Annotated in this window: 13 protein-coding genes; 5 read left to right on the forward strand and 8 right to left on the reverse strand. The window is 66.8% G+C overall.

Features of this window, described 5'->3' with window-relative positions:
* Window positions 1-142 precede the first annotated feature (142 nt).
* Entirely contained in the window at window positions 143-1,435 is a 1,293-nt protein-coding gene (locus U1H99_RS11080; protein ID WP_323141781.1) for an NCS2 family permease, read from the forward strand.
* 73 nt (window positions 1,436-1,508) lie between these two features.
* On the opposite strand, the gene U1H99_RS11085 is transcribed toward U1H99_RS11080, so the two are convergent.
* Both U1H99_RS11085 and U1H99_RS11090 read right to left on the reverse strand, forming a co-directional pair.
* Entirely contained in the window at window positions 1,509-4,142 is a 2,634-nt protein-coding gene (locus U1H99_RS11085) for a GGDEF/EAL domain-containing response regulator (protein WP_323141782.1), read from the reverse strand.
* 303 nt (window positions 4,143-4,445) lie between these two features.
* On the reverse strand, window positions 4,446-5,078 hold the full coding sequence (locus U1H99_RS11090) for a response regulator (RefSeq protein WP_323141783.1): 633 nt from the start codon (window positions 5,076-5,078) through the stop codon (window positions 4,446-4,448).
* A gap of 285 nt (window positions 5,079-5,363) precedes the next feature.
* Here U1H99_RS11090 and U1H99_RS11095 point away from each other — a divergent pair, with 285 nt between their 5' ends.
* The gene (locus U1H99_RS11095) at window positions 5,364-6,176 is read left to right on the forward strand and encodes a DUF481 domain-containing protein (RefSeq protein WP_323141784.1); all 813 of its coding nucleotides are present in this window, start codon (window positions 5,364-5,366) and stop codon (window positions 6,174-6,176) included.
* A 75-nt stretch (window positions 6,177-6,251) separates the two neighbouring features.
* Here the strand turns inward: U1H99_RS11095 and U1H99_RS11100 are convergent, their stop codons facing one another.
* The 3 genes from U1H99_RS11100 to U1H99_RS11110 form a co-directional block, all read right to left on the reverse strand.
* Window positions 6,252-6,746, reverse strand: a complete 495-nt coding sequence (locus tag U1H99_RS11100; protein ID WP_323141785.1) for a hypothetical protein — start codon at window positions 6,744-6,746, stop codon at window positions 6,252-6,254.
* A 196-nt stretch (window positions 6,747-6,942) separates the two neighbouring features.
* Window positions 6,943-8,250, reverse strand: a complete 1,308-nt coding sequence (locus U1H99_RS11105) for an MFS transporter (RefSeq protein WP_323141786.1) — start codon at window positions 8,248-8,250, stop codon at window positions 6,943-6,945.
* Window positions 8,247-8,570, reverse strand: a complete 324-nt coding sequence (locus tag U1H99_RS11110; RefSeq protein ID WP_323141787.1) for a thioredoxin family protein — start codon at window positions 8,568-8,570, stop codon at window positions 8,247-8,249. The genes U1H99_RS11105 and U1H99_RS11110 overlap by 4 nt, the downstream gene beginning before the upstream one ends.
* Window positions 8,571-8,760: 190 nt before the next feature.
* On the opposite strand from U1H99_RS11110, the gene U1H99_RS11115 reads away from it, so the two are divergent.
* From U1H99_RS11115 to U1H99_RS11125, 3 genes are all read left to right on the forward strand, one after another.
* Window positions 8,761-8,946: a DUF3606 domain-containing protein gene (locus U1H99_RS11115; RefSeq protein WP_323141788.1), complete on the forward strand. Its 186-nt coding sequence runs from the start codon at window positions 8,761-8,763 to the stop codon at window positions 8,944-8,946.
* A gap of 148 nt (window positions 8,947-9,094) precedes the next feature.
* Window positions 9,095-10,261, forward strand: a complete 1,167-nt coding sequence (locus U1H99_RS11120; RefSeq protein WP_323141789.1) for a mechanosensitive ion channel family protein — start codon at window positions 9,095-9,097, stop codon at window positions 10,259-10,261.
* 32 nt (window positions 10,262-10,293) lie between these two features.
* On the forward strand, window positions 10,294-11,145 hold the full coding sequence (locus U1H99_RS11125) for a glucose 1-dehydrogenase (protein ID WP_323141790.1): 852 nt from the start codon (window positions 10,294-10,296) through the stop codon (window positions 11,143-11,145).
* A gap of 145 nt (window positions 11,146-11,290) precedes the next feature.
* Here the strand turns inward: U1H99_RS11125 and U1H99_RS11130 are convergent, their stop codons facing one another.
* From U1H99_RS11130 to U1H99_RS11140, 3 genes are all read right to left on the reverse strand, one after another.
* Window positions 11,291-13,702, reverse strand: a complete 2,412-nt coding sequence (locus U1H99_RS11130; protein WP_323141791.1) for a penicillin-binding protein 1A — start codon at window positions 13,700-13,702, stop codon at window positions 11,291-11,293.
* An 87-nt stretch (window positions 13,703-13,789) separates the two neighbouring features.
* Complete coding sequence (locus tag U1H99_RS11135) at window positions 13,790-16,501, reverse strand: bifunctional diguanylate cyclase/phosphodiesterase (protein ID WP_323141792.1); 2,712 nt, start codon at window positions 16,499-16,501, stop codon at window positions 13,790-13,792.
* 159 nt (window positions 16,502-16,660) lie between these two features.
* Complete coding sequence (locus tag U1H99_RS11140) at window positions 16,661-18,004, reverse strand: chloride channel protein (RefSeq protein ID WP_323141793.1); 1,344 nt, start codon at window positions 18,002-18,004, stop codon at window positions 16,661-16,663.
* Between the last annotated feature and the right edge of the window lie 26 nt (window positions 18,005-18,030).

Here is an 18,030-nt window from a genome sequence, read left to right on the forward strand (position 1 = left end):
TGACAAACGATCAATAAATTGCCCGTAGATCTTGCTGGCCAAAACGAGGATATGACCGCCCAGACGCGGGATGTTATGCTTCGGCCGTCCCTGTGAAGACGCACGAATACAACACCAATGAACCACCAAGGAACCATCCCCCATGTTTGAACGCCTTTTCAAGCTCAGAGAAAGCGGCAGCGACGTCCGTACCGAAATGCTGGCCGGACTGACCACGTTTCTGACCATGGCCTACATCATCTTCGTGAATCCCTCCATCCTCGGCGACGCCGGGATGCCGAAGGAGGCCGTGTTCGTCGCCACCTGCCTGGTGGCGGCCCTCGGCAGCGCGGTAATGGGCCTGTACGCCAACTACCCGATCGCGATGGCGCCCGGCATGGGCCTGAATGCCTACTTCGCGTATGCGGTGGTCCAGGGCATGGGGGTGTCGTGGCAGGCGGCGCTGGGCGCGGTGTTCATTTCCGGCTGCCTGTTCATCCTGGCATCGCTGTTCGGCCTGCGCGCGATGATCGTCAACGGCATCCCGCACTCGCTGCGGGTGGCGATCACGGTCGGCCTGGGCATGTTCCTGGCGCTCATCGCACTCAAGAATGCCGGCATCGTGGTGGCCAATCCGGCGACCCTGGTCAAGGCCGGCGACCTGCACCAGCCGGGTGCGATCCTGGCCGTGATCGGCTTCCTGCTGATCGTCACCCTGGACCGCCTGCGCGTGCGCGGCGCGATCCTGATCGGTATCATGGTGGTGACGGTCCTGAGCTTCTTCTTCGGCGGGAATACTTTCCACGGCCTGGTCTCGGCACCGCCGTCGATCGCCCCCACCGCCCTCGCCCTCGACATCCCGGGCGCGCTGGCGGTCGGTATCCTGAACGTGATCCTGGTGTTCTTCCTGGTCGAACTGTTCGACGCCACCGGTACCCTGATGGGCGTGGCCAGCCGCGCCGGGCTGCTGGTCGAAGGCAAGATGGAGCGCCTGAACAAGGCCCTGCTGGCCGACAGCGCCGCCATCGTGGCCGGCGCGGCGCTCGGCACCTCGAGCACCACCGCCTACGTGGAAAGCGCGGCCGGCGTGCAGGCCGGCGGGCGCACCGGCCTGACCGCGCTGACGGTGGCGGTGCTGTTCCTGGCCTGCCTGTTCATCGCGCCGCTGGCCGGCGTGGTGCCGCCCTACGCCACTGCCCCGGCCCTGCTGTTCGTCGCCTGCCTGATGCTGCGCGACCTGGGCGACATCGAATGGGGCGATACCACCGAGGCGATCCCGGCCGCCATCACCGCGCTGGTGATCCCGTTTACCTATTCGATCGCCGAGGGCATCGCCTTCGGCTTCATCACCTACGCGGCGCTCAAGCTGACCACAGGGCGCGCGCGCGACGTGGCGCCGGTGATCTGGGTGATCGCCGCGCTGTTCACTTTCAAGATCGTCTACGTCGGCACCTGACGCGGCTTTGGCCAGTTCGATCTTCGCCACAGCCGGCCAAAGCCGGGCGGCGCCACCCGCGTGACGCCGCCCGTCAGCCCTGCGCCGGCACCAGCCCTTCGCGCAGCATGCGCGCGAAGTCGTCCGGCGCCACCGCCTTGCTGTAGTAATACCCCTGGATGATGTCGCAGCCCATTTCGGCCAGCACGGCCAGCTGGCCGGCGGTCTCGACGCCTTCCGCGACCACGGTCAGGCGCAGGCCGTGGGCCATCGCGATGACCGCGCGCGAAATGGCGAGGTCGTTGTCGTCCTCGAGGATATCGTCGACGAAGGACTTGTCGAGCTTGAGCTTGTCGACCGGGAAGCGCTTCAGGTAGTTCAGGTTGGAGTAGCCGGTACCGAAGTCGTCGATGGCAAGGCGGATGCCCATCGCCTTGAGCTGGGCCAGCAGTTCGTAGCTCTTGCCGGCGTCGGCCATCGAGGCGCTTTCGGTCAGTTCCAGTTCCAGCATGGCGGGATCGACGCCGTAGGCTTCCAGGATGAACTTCAGGGTGCCGACGATCTCGTCGGAAAACTGGTAGACCGACAGGTTCACCGACACCGGCACCACCGGTAGCCCGGCTTCCTGCCAGTGGCGGATCTGGGCGCAGGCGGTCATCAGCACCCAGGTGCCGATCGGGAGGATCAGGCCGCTCTCCTCGGCCAGCGCGATGAAGGTGCCTGGCGAGACCATGCCGCGCTCCGGATGGTTCCAGCGCAGCAGTGCCTCGGCGCCGACGATGGTGCCGCTCGCCAGCTCGACCTGGGGCTGGTAGTGCAGCACCAGTTCGTTGCGGTCGACCGCGCGCCGCAGCGCCGTCTCCATCTTGAAACGGTGGTTGGCATCGCGGTTCAGTTCGCGGCGATAGAAGGCGTAGCGGTGGATGACGCCGTCGGCGGCCAGGCGCTGCGCCGCTTCGGCACTGCGCACCAGCGCCTCGTAGTTGTCGCCGTCGTTCGGGTAGACCGCGATGCCGACGCAGGGATCCATGTGCAGCTCTTCGCTGCCGTACGCATAAGGTGCGCCGAGCGCGGCCAGCAGGCGGCGCGCGGCGGCGGCGAGCGCTTCGTTGTCCGGCCGCAGGGCCACCAGCACGAAACTGCCGTCCGAAAAGCGCGCCACGGCGTCGCCATTGCCGATTTCACGCATGCGCGCCCCGGCCTGCTGGACAAGCACCTGGTCCGCGTTCGGCCCCAGCGTCTCGCGGATCAGCGGCATGCGCACGAAGCGCAGCAGCATGAAGCCGAGTATCTGGCCGGTCGCCCTGGCCTGCGCCTGCATCTTGCGCAGCTGGTCGCGCAGCAGCAGGCGGTTGGGCAGGCCGGTCAGGGTGTCGAAGTTGCTGACGTAGCGCAGGCGCGCTTCGGCGCCGCGCAGTTCCGTGGTGTCGATGCCGGTGCCGAGCACGTATTCGATGCTGCCGTCGGCGCGTTCGAGGCGCGCATGGTTCCAGATGATATTGCGCAGCTCGCCGTCACGGGTGCGGAACTCGCCCCGCAGCCGCGCCGGCAGGCTGCCGGCGGCCAACTGGTCGAACATGCGGTGCAGCACGTTCTCGTCGTGGGCACCGCGCAGCACTTCCCAGCACGGGCGGCCGATGGCTTCGGCGACCGGCCAGCCCAGCGTTTCCTCGCAGGCGCGGTTGAACATCACGATGCGCCCCGCCGGATCGGTCAGCAGGACCAGCGCGCCCGCGGTCTCGACCACGGCGGACAGCCGGTTGCGTTCCGAGCGCAGCGCATCGGTGCGTTCGACCACCAGGGCTTCCATGCGCGCATACTGGCGCGCCCGCTCGAGCGCCGGTGCAATCTGCCTGGCAATGCCGTCGAGCAGGCTGCGGCGCTCGTCCGCCAGCGGGGCCGACGGCAGCAGGTGCAGCATCCCGGCCGGCACCCCGTCCTGGCCCGGCGGCAGCGGCAGGTGCCAGGCACCGAGCGGAAGCGCCTCGGGCGCCTCGCCGAAGCCGCGCGCCGCCAGCAGCCGCGTATCGCCGCCGGCGTCGAAGACGCTCAGCCCGGCCGCCTCGATGCCCGGCAAGGCGGCAAGATGCTCGACCGCCGCCAGTGCCACCGCGTCCTGGCTCATGGCGGCGTTGAGCGCGCCGGCAATTGCGCCCAGTATGGCCAGCGCACGCACCGATTCTTCCAGCCCCGCCTGCTTTTCGGCGAGCGCGGCATTCATGCGCAGCGTCTCGTCGTGGGTGGCGGTGAGCAGGTCGAAGATCTGGCGGCGTTCGGCCGTCATCAGCTCGAGACCGGCCGGCTCGCCGGCGGCGTCGCCGTCCTCGTTGCGGCGCAGCAGACCGCGCAGGCGGGTGCGCAGCTCGGCGGCTTCATACGGTTTGCGGACAAAGGCGTCGGCGCCGGCTTCGAGGCCGCGCACGATATCCTGCAGCGTGCTCAGCCGGGTCAGCAGCAGGATGGGGATGGCCGCGTAGCCGGGGTCGTCCTTCAGCGTGCGGCACAGGGTAAAGCCATCCATTCCAGGCATGGCGATGTCGCTCACGACCAGGTCGGGCCGGCGCTGTCGTAACCGGGCCAGCGCGTCGAGGCCGTCGACTGCAATGTCGACTTCCCAGCCGACTTCCTGGTTCAGCATACGGGCCAGGTGCTGGGCCTGGGTCGGGCTGTCTTCCACCACCAGGATGCGGATGTTCCCAGGCGTTGCCTCTTGCTGCTTCGTTGTCATTGTCCAGTCACCGATGAACTCGCGCCACGCTCGCATGTTGCGCCGTGATAACTTGCATTCATGATACCTAGTATGTCGAAACCATAATATTTACAAAGATATTGATCAAGCAATATCTTTGTATTGACCGTGCCGTGCCTTGTGACGGCGCTATGGCCGCGTATGCACTCCCCGAGAGCGGTCATAGGCACGTGAGGGAGAGTGGAACGTCACGAATCAAATGTGTAGTGTAGCGAATCCAACGACCTACAAGCTCACACATTGTTGCAGAGAGTCAACAATATAAGGCTGAATGTGACATATTCAGCCGGCCAGGCCGTGTTGCATCGCGTAGCGGATCAGTGCCGCATTCGATGACAGGCCCATCTTGCGGAAGATGCGGCTGCGATACGTGTTGACCGAGCTGATGCTGATACCGAGCTCGGCGGCCACCTGCTTGATCTGGAGCCCGGAACCGATCAGGGCAACGATTTCGCCCTCGCGCGCCGTGAGGCTGTGGTGCGCCGGGCGCGGCGACGGGCAGGCGGCCTCGCGGGCCAGCAGTTCGCTGACGCGCGGGCCGAGGTAGGCCCCGCCCTGGGCGGCGCGGCGCACGGCGTCGGTCAGCTCGGCAGCCGCGGCGGCCTTCGAGACATAGCCGAGCGCACCGGCGCGCAGGGCCGCCAATGCATAGCGCTCCTCCGGGTGCATGCTGAGCATGACCACGCGCAAGTTGGGGAAATGGCGCCGCAGCTCGGCAAGTCCATCGAGCCCGTCACAGTCGGGCAGGCTGATATCGAGCACGACCACGTCGGGCCGCACCTGTGCGATCAACGCAAGGGCCTGTTTCAGGTCTGATGCCTCGCCGACGATTTTGAGGTCGGCGCTGTGCCTGGCGATCTTCTTGATTCCCTCGCGAATCAATTCGTGATCCTCGGCGATGACTACCCTGATCAAAATGCTTCCTTCTTACATCCACGCTGGTATGTCAGCGAACGGGGCGCATTCTTTCATCTGTCGACTGACATTGCAAACATAATTATTCATGACTTAACAATTGTATTACTTTGCCTGGTAACTCCTGGACATAAAATTCATGCACGAAAGGTTCTCGAGGCATGCTTTGGGCTACAATGACGCCTCCGCCGGACGTCAGCGTACCGGTGGACCATCCATGAACGAAGGCTGTCCATCGTCCGCTGCCCATTCGGCGCGCACATGGCGCATACGGCAGCCGTATAGATGCCTATGAAATCTTTCTCGATTCTGGCACTGGCCCTGGCCAGTGCCGCCGGCAGCGCCGCTGCCGCGCCTGACGATCTCGGCGACACCGCACCGTCGTCCACCTATTTCACCCAGGCGCCGTCCAAGCCGATCCCGGAGGGCAGCAACTGGTACACCTCGGCCGAACTCGGCGCCATCAGCACCAGCGGCAATACCAGCGGTACCTCGGTGACCGGCAAGGTCGACGCGCGCCATGAAATGAGCAACTGGAGCAACGAATACATCTTCAGCGGCTATTTCAAGGAAGACGAGATCGACAACGGCGACGGCACCCGCAGCCGTACGCGCTCGGCCCAGCGCTACTCGGTGTCGGCGAAGGCAGCCTACAAGCTGCTGCAGGACGGCAATCGTGCCTTCCTGCTCGGCTCCCACGTCAGCGACAAGTTCGGCGCCTATACCCGCTATTCGAGCCTGTCGGTCGGCTACGGCACCCAGATGCTGCGGCGCGAAGACCGCACGGTCGACGTCGAAATCGGTCCGGGCGTGTTCCATGGCGTGACGTCGGAATCCCGTGTCGAATCCGGCCTGACGGTGCGCGGCGCTGCCCAGCTGCGCTGGCGCGTGAGTCCGTCCGCGGCATTCAGCCAGACCGTGAGCGTGGAGCGCGGTACCTCGAACATGCACTCGGTGGCCGAGACTTCGCTCAGCACCAAGATCAACGGCACGATGCAGATGAAGGCGGCATTCAGTGCGCGCAACGACACGAACGTGCCGGATGAGAAGAAGAATACCGATACGCAGACGTCGCTGACGCTGGTGTATTCGTTCTGAGTCGACTGACGCTTGATCGTCAGTCCATAAACATCGTCCCCGCCTGCGCGGGGACGACAGCTACGCAGTGCTACATTACTTCTTCAGCAGGACCTTACCCTTCAGCTGGATGGTGCCCTTGCCGGTCGCCATGTCTTCGCCGCCTAGCAGCGCGCCGCCACCGGTCGCCTTGAAGTAACGGCCGGTACCGCCGGTGATCTGGAAAGTCGCGTTGCTGAACACGTAGTTGGTGCCTTCGCCGGTCGGCACGAACTGGCCGCTGTACGACGCGAACAGCATTTCGCCGGTCAGCGTGGTGATCAGGAAGCGGCCGTCGCTGAAGGTGAACGAGGTGCCGCTCGGGGTGATGCAGTCGCTCGACAGGAAGCTTACCTTGCCCAGGACATTGCTGTCGCCGTAGCCCAGGATGGTGCCGCCGAATTTCGACTCGCAACGCAGCGACGGGCCAGGGATTTCCTGCAGCGTGCCGTTCAGCTCCAGATCCTGATAGCTCGACTGGCCGGCGGTGGCGGACAGTGCGGCGGACATCAGGACGGATGCGGTGGCGATACGCAGGACGGTTTTGAGCATGGTGCTTCTCCGAAATATTGAAAGAGGCCAAATAATATCTTTTTTGAATCCTGAACAGCGCACAAATACGTTTTTATGTTGAAATTTTAAGACACTCGGCTCCATCTTGTTGATATCAAGGCAAGTTCGCTTGATATGAAGCCAGCATACATGCCGCGCCGGAGGCATAGCCTCCGTGCAGCAGGATGTGCCCTCCTCACGGTGCGGCTGCCACCGTGCCTTTTTTCGACGGACCGGCCAGCGCCAGCGCGATCAGGCTCAGCAGCGCGGCGGCGCTCAGGTACCAGCCGACGTAGTGCAGGCCATAGGTTTTCGCCAGCCAGGTCGCGACGTAGGGGGCCAGCGAGGCGCCCAGGATGCCGGCCAGGTTGAAGGTGAGCGAGGCGCCGGTGTAGCGCACTTCGGCCGGAAACATTTCCGACAGCAAGGTGCCGAGCGGTCCGTAGGTCATGCCGATCAGGCACTGGCCGATCACCATGAAGGCCACCACGCCGGCCAGCTTGCCGCTGCCGAACAGCGGCCCGAACGCCAGGCCGAAGACCGCGATCGCCACCGACACCAGGATCATCGCCGTGCGCCGCCCATGGCGGTCGGCCAGCACCGCCGCCAGCGGGATCGTCAGTCCGAAGAACACGATCGCGATCAATTGCAGCACCAGGAACTGCTGGCGCGAGTAGCCGAGCGCGGTGGTGCCCCAGCTCAGCGTGAACACGGTCATCAGGTAGAAGATGACGAAGGTCGCCATCGCGGCCAGCGTGCCCAGTATCAGCGGACGCGTGTGGTCGCGCAGCACCGCCGCCACCGGCAGCTTGACGCGCTCGTTACGGTCGAGCACCGCCTGGAAGGCCGGCGTCTCGGTGATCTTCAGGCGCACGTACAGGCCGATGAGCACCAACAGTGCGCTCGACAGGAAGGGAATGCGCCAGCCATAGGCGAAGAAGTCGGCGTCGCTCATCAGCTGCGACAGCAGCAGGAAGATACCGCCCGACAGGAAAAAGCCGATCGGCGCGCCCAGCTGCGGGAACATGCCGTACCAGGCGCGCTTGCCCGGCGGCGCGTTTTCGGTGGCCAGCAGCACCGCACCACCCCATTCGCCGCCCAGGCCCAACCCCTGGCCGAAGCGGCACAGCGCCAGCAGCAGCGGCGCCAGGGTGCCGATGGTGGCGTAGGTCGGCAGCAGGCCGATCACGACGGTGGACACGCCCATGGTCAGCAGCGCCGCCACCAGCGTGGCCTTGCGACCGACACGGTCGCCGAAGTGCCCGAACACGGCCGAGCCGACCGGGCGCGCGAAAAACGCGATGGCGAAGGTGGCCAGCGACGACAGCGTTGCCGCGGCCGGGTCGGCGGCCGGGAAGAAGAGCTTCGGGAACACCAGCACCGCGGCGGTGGCGTAGATATAGAAGTCGAAGAATTCGATCGTGGTGCCGATCAGGCTGGCAAACAGGACGGTTGCCGGGCGGTTGGTGGCGCTGCCGGCGCTCGGGGGCGGCTGTTTGCTCATGCGCGCTCCGCCTGGCTCAGCGCATCGGCGACTTCGCGGCTGTCGGCCGGGCGCACCACGCGCGCCACTTCCTTGCCATCCTTGAGCACCACCACCGTCGGCCACAGCTTGACGCGGAACGAACGTCCCAGCGGCCGGCCCGGTCCATCCTCGACCTTGATGTGCGCCGCCTGCGGATGGGCGGCCACGGCCGCCGCGATGTCGTCGCGCGCGGCGTTGCAGTAACCGCACCAGTTGGTCCCGAAATCGAGGGCCACGATACCGGCATGCGCGTCGATCGCGGCGCGCTCGGGCTGGGTGGTGTCATAGGGCTTGGTCATGCAGGGTCTCCTTTACCGTCTTGTTAAGGCAATGACAATAGAGTACCGCAAAATGCCGCCTTCGGCAGCGTCTGCGCCGCCATTGCCCTTGCTGCAAAGAATGCGAACTCAAGGTGAAGCAGCGAACGGAAGCGCTGCCCGGCGGATGGCATCCTGAAACCGGTATAAACGTAAAGTAAAGGAGCCCATCATGTCCGACGATCTGCACAACCGTGGTCCGCAGGACCGCAGCCGCATCAATCTGCATGAGCCGTGGGAAGTCCAGTACTGGACCAAGACCCTCGGCGTCTCGAAGGAAGAACTCGAGCGCGCGGTCAAGTCGGCCGGCAGCAGCGTGAACACGGTGCGCCAGCACCTGACCGGCAACAAGCACTAAGCGTTACCGCTCTACTCCACGCCCGGCAGCGCCGGGCAGGAGCATGCTCCGCCATCTCCCCGTGCGCGACACGCGCCCATCCTCCATGCCGCCGTACCGGCCGCCCTCCAGGGCGCGCCTCGACGCAACCTGATTCGAAAGGAGCCCAATGACTATCCGTGGCTATTTCACTTCCCTCGACATAAGCTGGACCAACCTCGCCTTCGCCATTGGCGCGGCGGTCGTCAGCTTCACCCTCATCCACGGCGCCGTGATGCTGTTCCGGCGCCGCCTCGACGCGCTCGACGGCCCGCGCGCCCACAAACCGCTGATCGACGTGCTGCGCCACACGCTGGCGCGCACCAGCAGGCTGGCGATCCTGGCGACCTCGGTCCTGATCGGCGTATCCGTACTCAACCTGCCGCCGCCCTGGGATACGCGCGTCGGCCACCTGTGGTTCCTGACCCTCGGCGCCCAGGTCGCGCTGTGGCTGCACCGCGCGATCGACGTCAGCGCGCGCCGCTATTTCCAGGTGCACGGCAAGGGTCGCGAAGACGACCAGGTCTCGGTTGCGCACACCCTCGTCATCTGGGCGATGCAGTGGAGCGTGTGGACCATCTTCCTGCTGGCGATGCTGTCCAACCTGGGCATCAACGTCACCACCTTCGTGGCCAGCCTCGGCATCGGCGGCGTGGCCGTCGCGCTGGCGGTGCAGAACATCCTTGGCGATTTGTTCGCCTCGCTGTCGATCGCGCTCGACAAGCCCTTCGAGGTGGGCGATTCGATCTCGGTGCCGGAGTTTTCCGGCTCGATCGAGCACGTTGGCCTGAAGACGACCCGCATCCGCGCCCTGTCCGGCGAGCAGATCGTGATCGCCAACGCCGAACTGCTGCGCAAGGTGGTGCACAACTTCAAGCGCCAGTCGACCCGTCGCGTGCAGTACACGCTGCGCGTGAATCCGTCCACCGCGCCCGAGCTGGCGGCCAAGGTGCCGGAGCGCCTCGGCGCCATCATCCAGGCCAAGGACCAGGTCAAGTTCGACCACGTCAACCTGACCACGATGACCCAGGACTACATCGAGTACGACATCGTCTACAACCTGCAGGACGCCAACTACGGCCTGTTCCTGTCGACCCAGCAGGCGGTGCTGCTGGAAACCATGGAGATGCTGCGCGCCCTGGGCATCTCGACCGCGCCGCGCGTACAGGAATTCACGCTGCACGAGCAAGCCGGCAAGGGCGACGCCCGTACGCCGGCCGGCGCCGAGGGTGTCAACGCGCCCACCTACGGGATTCCTGGCGGCACGCGGGCGCCATCCCTGATCCGTGGCGCCTAAAATTCCCACTCACGTTTCAAAAGGAGAAAGCAATGCCCGAAGAGAAGCAATTCCCCGCACAGCAACAGCAGCCCCCGGGCACCGAAGCACAGCTGACCCCGAAGGCCGACCACGGCGAAAACAGCTACGTCGGCCGCGGCCGGCTCGAGGGCAAGGCGGCAGTCATCACCGGCGCCGACTCCGGCATCGGCCGCGCCGTCGCCCTGGCCTATGCGCGCGAAGGCGCCGACGTCCTGATCGGCTACCTGAACGAGGACGAGGATGCGCAGGAAACCGCGCGCCTGGTCACCGAGGCCGGCCGCAAGGCGGTGCTGTTCCCCGGCGACCTGTCCGATCGTAACGTGTGCCGTGCGCTGGTCGACAAGGCGGTGCAGGAATTCGGCCGTATCGACGTGCTGGTGAATAATGCCGCCTACCAGATGAGCCACGAATCGATCGAGGAGATCCCGGACGACGAATGGGAACACACCTTCGCGGTGAACATCAGCGCGATGTTCTACATCTGCAAGGCGGCGGTGAAGCACATGAAGCCGGGCTCGAGCATCATCAACACCACCTCGATCAATTCCGACAAGCCGACGCCGCAGCTGCTGGCCTACGCCACCACCAAAGGCGCGATCGCCAACTTCACGGCCGGCCTGGCGCAGCTGCTGGCCGAAAAAGGCATCCGCGTGAATTCGGTGGCCCCGGGTCCGATCTGGACCCCGCTGATCCCGTCGACCATGCCGCCGGAGGAGGTCGAGAGCTTCGGCGCCGAGACGCCGATGAAGCGTGCCGGGCAGCCGAAGGAACTGGCCCCGGTGTACGTGATGCTCGCGACCGACGAGGCAAGTTACGTGTCGGGCGCCCGCATTGCGGTGACGGGCGGCACCCCGATCCTGTAAGTACATCCGAAAAAGCGGTGCCGCACGCGTCGCGCTCATCACGCGCCGACGATCATCGCGTGGACGGGGAACCCGTCCACCCTACGTTTTTGTTCGCGTCACGGAAATTCGCCCTGAATTTCCGTTCCCGTCACGGTAAATCACCTCAAGCATCGTTGGGCAACTGGCTGCCCTGCCCCGGCGGCAAGGGTTCCTGCTCGGGTTCCGGCATCGGCGCCTGCTCCGGGCTCGGCCGAACCGGCTCGTCGGCCGGCGCGCCGCCTTCCTGTTCCATGTCGCCGCCCTCTTCCATGTCTTCCTCGACCGGCACTTCCTCGCGGCGGATCACCGGCGCCGCCTTCTGGCCGCCAGGGAACAGCGCGTCGGCGCTGACCTTGCCGCTGGCGAGCGCGTCCTTGAAGAAGTCGCCGACCAGCAGGAGCGCGCTGTGGCCGCCCTGGCCCCAATAGTTCGAGCGCATCGTCACACGGTTGTCGTTGAAGCCGACCCAGGCGCCCGCCACCAGGTTCGGGTGCATCATGATGAACCAGCCGTCGGCATTGTTCTGGGTGGTGCCGGTCTTGCCGGCGACGTCGGCGGTGATGCCGAACTTGTAGCGGATCGCGGTGCCGGTGCCGCGGTTGATCACGCCGCGCATCATGTCGAGCAGCGTGACGGCGGAGGCCTGCGACAGCACGCGCTGCGGCTGCTGCGAACCGAAATCGGCGATGACCTTGCCGTCGCGGTCGGTGATCCTGCGCACGAACACCGGGTGCCGGTATTCGCCCTGGGTGGCGATGGTGCAATAAGCGCTCACCATTTCCAGCAGCGTCACCGGGCTGGTGCCGAGCGCGATCGACGGCACCTGGGCCAGCTTCGACTGGCGCACGCCCATGTTCTGAGCCAGCTTGACGATCGGCGCCACGCCCACGTCCTGCATCACCTGGGCGGTGATGGTGTTCTTCGAGAACACCAGCCCGTCGCGCATCGTCAGCGTGCGTCCGGTGGTGCCGCTCATGTCGGTCGGGCGCCAGACGGTGCCGTCACTAAAGCGGATGCTGGTAACAGCGTCGCGGTAGGGATGCTCGGGGGGGATGCCCTTTTCCAGCGCGGCCGCGTAGACGATCGGCTTGAAGGTGGAGCCGGGCTGGCGCGCCGCCTGGTTCACGTGGTCGTACTGTTCGCGCTGGAAATTGCGGCTGCCGACCCAGGCCTTGACTTCCCCGCTGGCCGGATCCATGGCGACGAAGCCGGCTTCCAAGCGCGACTTGGCGACTTTCAGGTTGCGCATGAACTCGCGGTTGCCCTTGAGCCGCTTGAGTACGGCCTCGGGCTTGTCGCCGGCCTCGACCGCCTTGCGGTATTCGCCCGATTCGCGCACGAAGGCGTTCAGCAGTTCGCCGTGCGACTGCCAGAAATACTCGAACGGCGTCACATTCTCGCGCATCGCGATGTAGGTCTGCGGCTGGCTGGCATTCACCTGCCAGGAATGGGCCCAGTCGACGTCGGCGATCGCCTGCAGCGCATCGGCCTGGCGTTCCACCGCGCGCACGGCGTCCTGCTGCAGGTCGTAGTCGAGCGTGGTCTGCACCACCAGGCCGTCCTGCTGCAGGTCGGCGTCGTTCTTGTCGGCCCATTCGACCAGCCAGCGCCGCACGTAGGCGGTGAAGTGGTCGTCCTTGCCGGTGCGCTCGGGCTGGCGCGTGAAATGCAGGCCCAGACGCCGGCGCGACAGCTGCCTGTAGCGGTTCTCGTCGAAGGCGCCGGCCTTCAGCATCTGTCCCAGCACCACGTTGCGGCGCGCCAGCGAGCGTTCCGGATTGGTCACCGGATTGTAGTAGGCGGTGCCCTTCAGCATCCCGACCAGGGTCGCGGCCTCGGTCTCGTTCAGCTGCAGCGCCGGCTTGTTGAAATAGGTGCGCGCCGCCGCCTCGATGCCGTAGGTGTTGTACAGGAAGGGCACCGTGTTCAGGTAGGCCTCGAGGATCTCGGTCTTGCTGTAGGTGTTCTCGATCTTGAAGGCGGTGATCAGTTCCTTCAGCTTGCGGTTGATGTTGCGCGCGCGCCCGATCTCGTCGCGGAACATGTTGCGCGCCAGCTGCTGGGTAATGGTCGAGCCGCCCTGCGCATCGCCCTTGACGGTGGCGACGAAGGCGCCGGCGGTGCGGGTGAAGTCGATGCCGTGGTGTTCGTAGAAGCGGTGGTCCTCGGTGGCGATCAGCGCCGTCACCACGTGTTTCGACACCTGCGACAGCGGCACCCTGTCCTGCACCCCCTGCTCGAAGCTGGCCAGCTCGCGGCCGTCGCTCGAGACGACCACGGTCGGACGCGCCACGCGTGCCTGCTTGACGTCCTCGATGCCCGGCGTCAGCGGGAACAGGATGGCGATATAGATGACGAACAGGATGAGCAGCAGGATGAAGGCGCCGCCGACGATCCAGAGCCAGCGCTGCACCGGCGGCTTCTGCATGAGCAGCCCGTGCGCCCGCGCGTACTCCTGCCGTGCGCGCGCCCCGGCGCGGTCCAGCAGCCTGCGTTCGCGTCCATTCCATTGCTTGCCGTTGTTATGGTCATCCACTTCGGTTCCTGCCTGCTACATATTAATAGAGCTGCAAGTATAGCTGACGGCGTGTAAATGCACGGTGCACAAGAGTACGCACGGCGCTCAGGCCGACGCCGGATGGGGATCGACGCGGCGCCCGTTGCGCAGCAGCGCTGCGACGGTCGGCCCGGGCTCGGCCTTGCCGTACACATACCCCTGCACCTCGTCGCAGCCGCGCCGCTTCAGGGTGTCGAGCTGGGCCTCGGTCTCGACCCCTTCGGCGATGGTGCGCATGCGCAGTCCGCGCGCCAGTTCGATGATGGCCGACACCATCGCCGCGTCGTCCTCGCTGCAGGCGATGTCGCGCACGAAGCTGCGGTCGATCTTGAGCACGTCGACCGGGAAGCGGCGCAGGTAGGACAGGCTCGAATACCCGGTCCCGAAATCGTCGATCGACAGTTTGAGACCCATCCGTTTCAGCTCGCACATGCTGCGGATCGCGTTTTCGACGTCTTCCATCACCAGGCTCTCGGTGATCTCGATCTCGAGCGAGGATGGCGGCATCCCGGTTTCCTCGAGCACGCGTTCGATCTGGCGCACCAGCCCGGGGTCGGCGAACTGGCGCGCCGACAGGTTGACCCCGACCCGCAGCGGGCCGTAGCCGGCGTCCTGCCAGTCGCTGTGCTGGCGGCAGGCGGTGCGCAGCACCCAGGCCCCGATCGGGACGATCAAGCCGGTTTCCTCGGCCAGGTTGATGAAGCGGTCCGGACGCACCATGCCCATGCTCGGATGGCGCCAGCGGATCAGGGCCTCGACCCCGACCACCGAACCGCTGAGCAGGTCGACCTGCGGCTGGTAATGCAGCTCGAATTCGTTCTGGCTGAGCGCACTGCGCAGCGCCATCTCGAGCGCCAGGCGGTCGCGCGCCCTGGCATTCATGCTGGGGGTGTAGAACTGGACGGTGTTGCGCCCGGTCTCCTTGGCGCGGTACATCGCGACTTCCGCATGCTGGATCAGGGTGGCGGCGTCGTTGCCGTCGAGCGGAAAACCGGCCACGCCGGCGCTGCCGGTCAGTACCAGCTCTTGGCCGTCCAGTACCAACGGGTGCGCCAGCGCGGCCAGCACGGCGCGCACGGTGGCGGCGGCCTCGCCCTCGTCGGCGCGCCCGGGCAGCACCAGCACGAATTCGTCGCCGCCGGTGCGCGCCACCGTGTCGCTGCGCTCGACCGCGCCGGCGATGCGTGCGGCGACCGCCTTCAGCAGCCGGTCGCCGGCCTGGTGCCCGAGGGTGTCGTTGACGAACTTGAAATGGTCGAGATCGAGCGCGGCCACCCAGACCGAGGCCCGCCCGCCCGAGAAATTCAGCGCACCCTCGATCCGGTCGTGCAGCAGCGAGCGGTTTGCCAGGCCGGTGAGCGTGTCGAAGCGCGCATGCGACTCCAGTTCGGCCTCGTAGCGCTTGGCCGTGGTCACGTCGTACTGGGTCATCACATAATGGGTGGTCCGGCCTTCGCGGTCGTTGACCGGCGCGATGTAGACTTCGGCGAACAGTTCGCGTCCGTCCTTGCAGCGCAACCGCATCGACGCGTGGCCTTCGCGCCGCGCGCGCATCGCGCTGCGCAGTTCGGCCACCGCGGCCTGGTCGGGCTCCTTTTCGCCCAGCTCGAGCAGGCTGCGCCCGACCACCTCGGCGCCGGCGTAGCCGCGCATGCGCTCGAAGGCCGGGTTCACGTGCACGATCGGGAAGCCCGGCCGGGTGGCGCTGATCAGGATCACGGCGTTCGCGCTGGCGTCGATGGCGCGCCGGTACAGGCGCAGGTCGACCAGGGCGTCGAGCAGGTCGGCGGTGCGGCGCGCGACCAGGTCCTCGATGCGGCGCGTGCGCAGTACCCGCGACTGGACGTAAGCGGCCGTCGCCAGGCTGACCAGCGCTCCCAGCACCAGCACCATGAACGACGCCGCTCCGCTGCGTATCTCGGTGGAGCGGCCTGTCAGGCGTACTTCCCAGGACTGGCCCGCAATCGCGAAGCGCCGGGTCGTGTTGAATACCGTGCCGTCGAACCAGCCGTGCCAGGCCGGCAGCAGGCTGCGCTCCAGCGCGTCGTTGCGGAATGCCAGCGCCGGTCCCGCCGCCGTAGGGCCGTGCAGTTCGATGCGCATCCCGGCACGGTCCAGCATGCGCGCCATCGACAGCGTGGCCGCGGCCATGGCGGCGACGTCGATCACGACCGCGGTATCGCCGCCCACCGCGGCGTGGCGCGCCAGGCGGTCGGCCGGCGCCGGGCCCGTCTCGTAGAAAGGCTGCACCACCACGATGCCCATATGGTCGTGGCGCTGCACCAGCGGCAGCATGACCGTGGACACCGGCCGGCCGCTGTCCAGCGCGCGCAGGAACGCGGTCTGCTCGTCAGGGAACGACAGGGCGTCGTAGCCGAGCACAACCTCGTTACCGGCAGCCGGCTCGATGTATTCGACCACCAGGTAGCGCGCACGTTGCGCGGCGCGGACCAGGCCGCCCTCCTCGCGCTCGACGATACGGAAGCCCGGACGGGCGCGTCCCTGGGCACGCTCGTAGGCGGCGCGCTGGTCTTCGGTCACGATGCGTTCCAGGGCGACGGCCTGGACATACGGGTGGTTGTCCAGCAGCGGACCGACGAAGGCGCCGAACTGGCTGCGGTCGACCTGCCCGACCGAGGCAAACAGGGCGCTGGTCGCATGCAGTACGTGCATGGCGTCCTCGAAGCCGCGCCTGATGGCGGCACTGCGGGCGTCGCTGAATTGCGTGAACTCGGCGCGCGCGCGTTCCCGCTCCCCCGTGCGCGTATCGATGAACATGAACGCAGTGATCCCCAGTCCTGCCACAAGGGTCAGGACAGACAGGAGTGACGGTAGCCGCATGCGTCGACGGCCGGGGCGCGCATTTCGGATGGACATGACCCATGCTAGCAGGGTTCAGCCGATATGCACGCTGTATTGAGGCTCGGTCCGCAGTGCTCAGTCTTTGGCCTCGGCCGGCGGCTTGACCCGCCCCAGCTGCAGCCGCGCCAGGCATGGATACAGCGGCGGGCTGATCGCGCGCGCGACCACGAACGACACCAGCGCGCATGCCATCAGGCTGAGTACCATCGCATGGCCGTCGACCATCTCCATCACGATGATGAAGGCGGTCAGGGGCGCCTGCGTGGCGGCGGCCAGGAAGCCGACCATGCCGAGCGCTATCAGCGCCGGCACCTGGGCGTGGTACAGCAGCAGCGCGATGTCGTTGCCGAGCGCGGCGCCGATCGCCAGCGAAGGCGCGAAGATGCCGGCCGGGACGCCGGACCAGGTGGTCAGCCAGGTCGCCAGGAACTTGAACAGCGCGTAGGCCGCCGGCATCGTGCCGCTGCCCTCGACCATGGCGCGCGTGGTGCCGTAGCCGGAGCCGAAGGCGGCGCCGCCGGTGACCAGGCCGATCACGGCCACCGCCAGCCCGCAGCCGGCCGCGAACCATACCGGACGGCGCGCGCGGAAGCGCGAAAAGCGGTCCTGGCCCTGGCCCGATAGCGAGGCGATCAGCAGCCGCGAGAACAGGCCGCCGGCGATCCCGGCCACGACCGCCAGCAGCAGGCCCGGCCACAGCAGGCCAAGACCGATCGAGGATGCGTGGATGACGCCGAAATAGGCGCCGTTGCCGTGCGCCGACACCGCCACCAGGCCGGCCAGCACGATGGCGGCGATGATCAGGCCGCTGCTCCTCTGTTCGGGCGCGCGCGCCAGCTCCTCGATCGCGAACATGACCCCGCCCAGCGGCGTATTGAAGGCGGCGGCGATGCCGGCGGCGCCGCCCGCCACCAGCAGGCCGTGCACGCCGACCGCCGCGCCGGGCGGCATGTTGGCGGGCATGAAGCGGCGCGCCTGCAGCATGATGCCGGCCGCGATCTGCACCGACGGGCCTTCGCGCCCGAGCGACAGCCCGCCCAGCAGGCCGCCGGTGGTCAGCAGGATCTTGGCGACGCTCAGCCGCAGCGAGACGAACAGCCCGCGCTCGGCCTCGCCGACGCGCGGCTCGAGCGTGGCCATCACCTGCGGGATGCCGGAGCCGGCCGCGCCGGGGGCGAAGCGGCGCGTCAGCCAGACCACCGCGGCCGCGCACAGCGGGGTCCACAGCAGCGGTGCCCAGGCCGCCTGCCGGCGCAGGACGGCGAACTGGGCGCTGGCGGTCTCGGCCAGCCAGGTAAAGCCGACGATGGTGAGTCCGGCCAGCACCGCCAGCGCGACCACCAGGCCGCGCACCGCCCAGACACGCCAGTCGGCCAGTTCGCGCCGCAGCGCGTCGTCCCACTCGCCGGGCGAATTCATGCGTCCGGCATCTTCGGTTGCCGGTT

The organism is Massilia phyllosphaerae, assembly GCF_034659755.1.
GTDB lineage: Bacteria > Pseudomonadota > Gammaproteobacteria > Burkholderiales > Burkholderiaceae_D > Telluria > Telluria phyllosphaerae.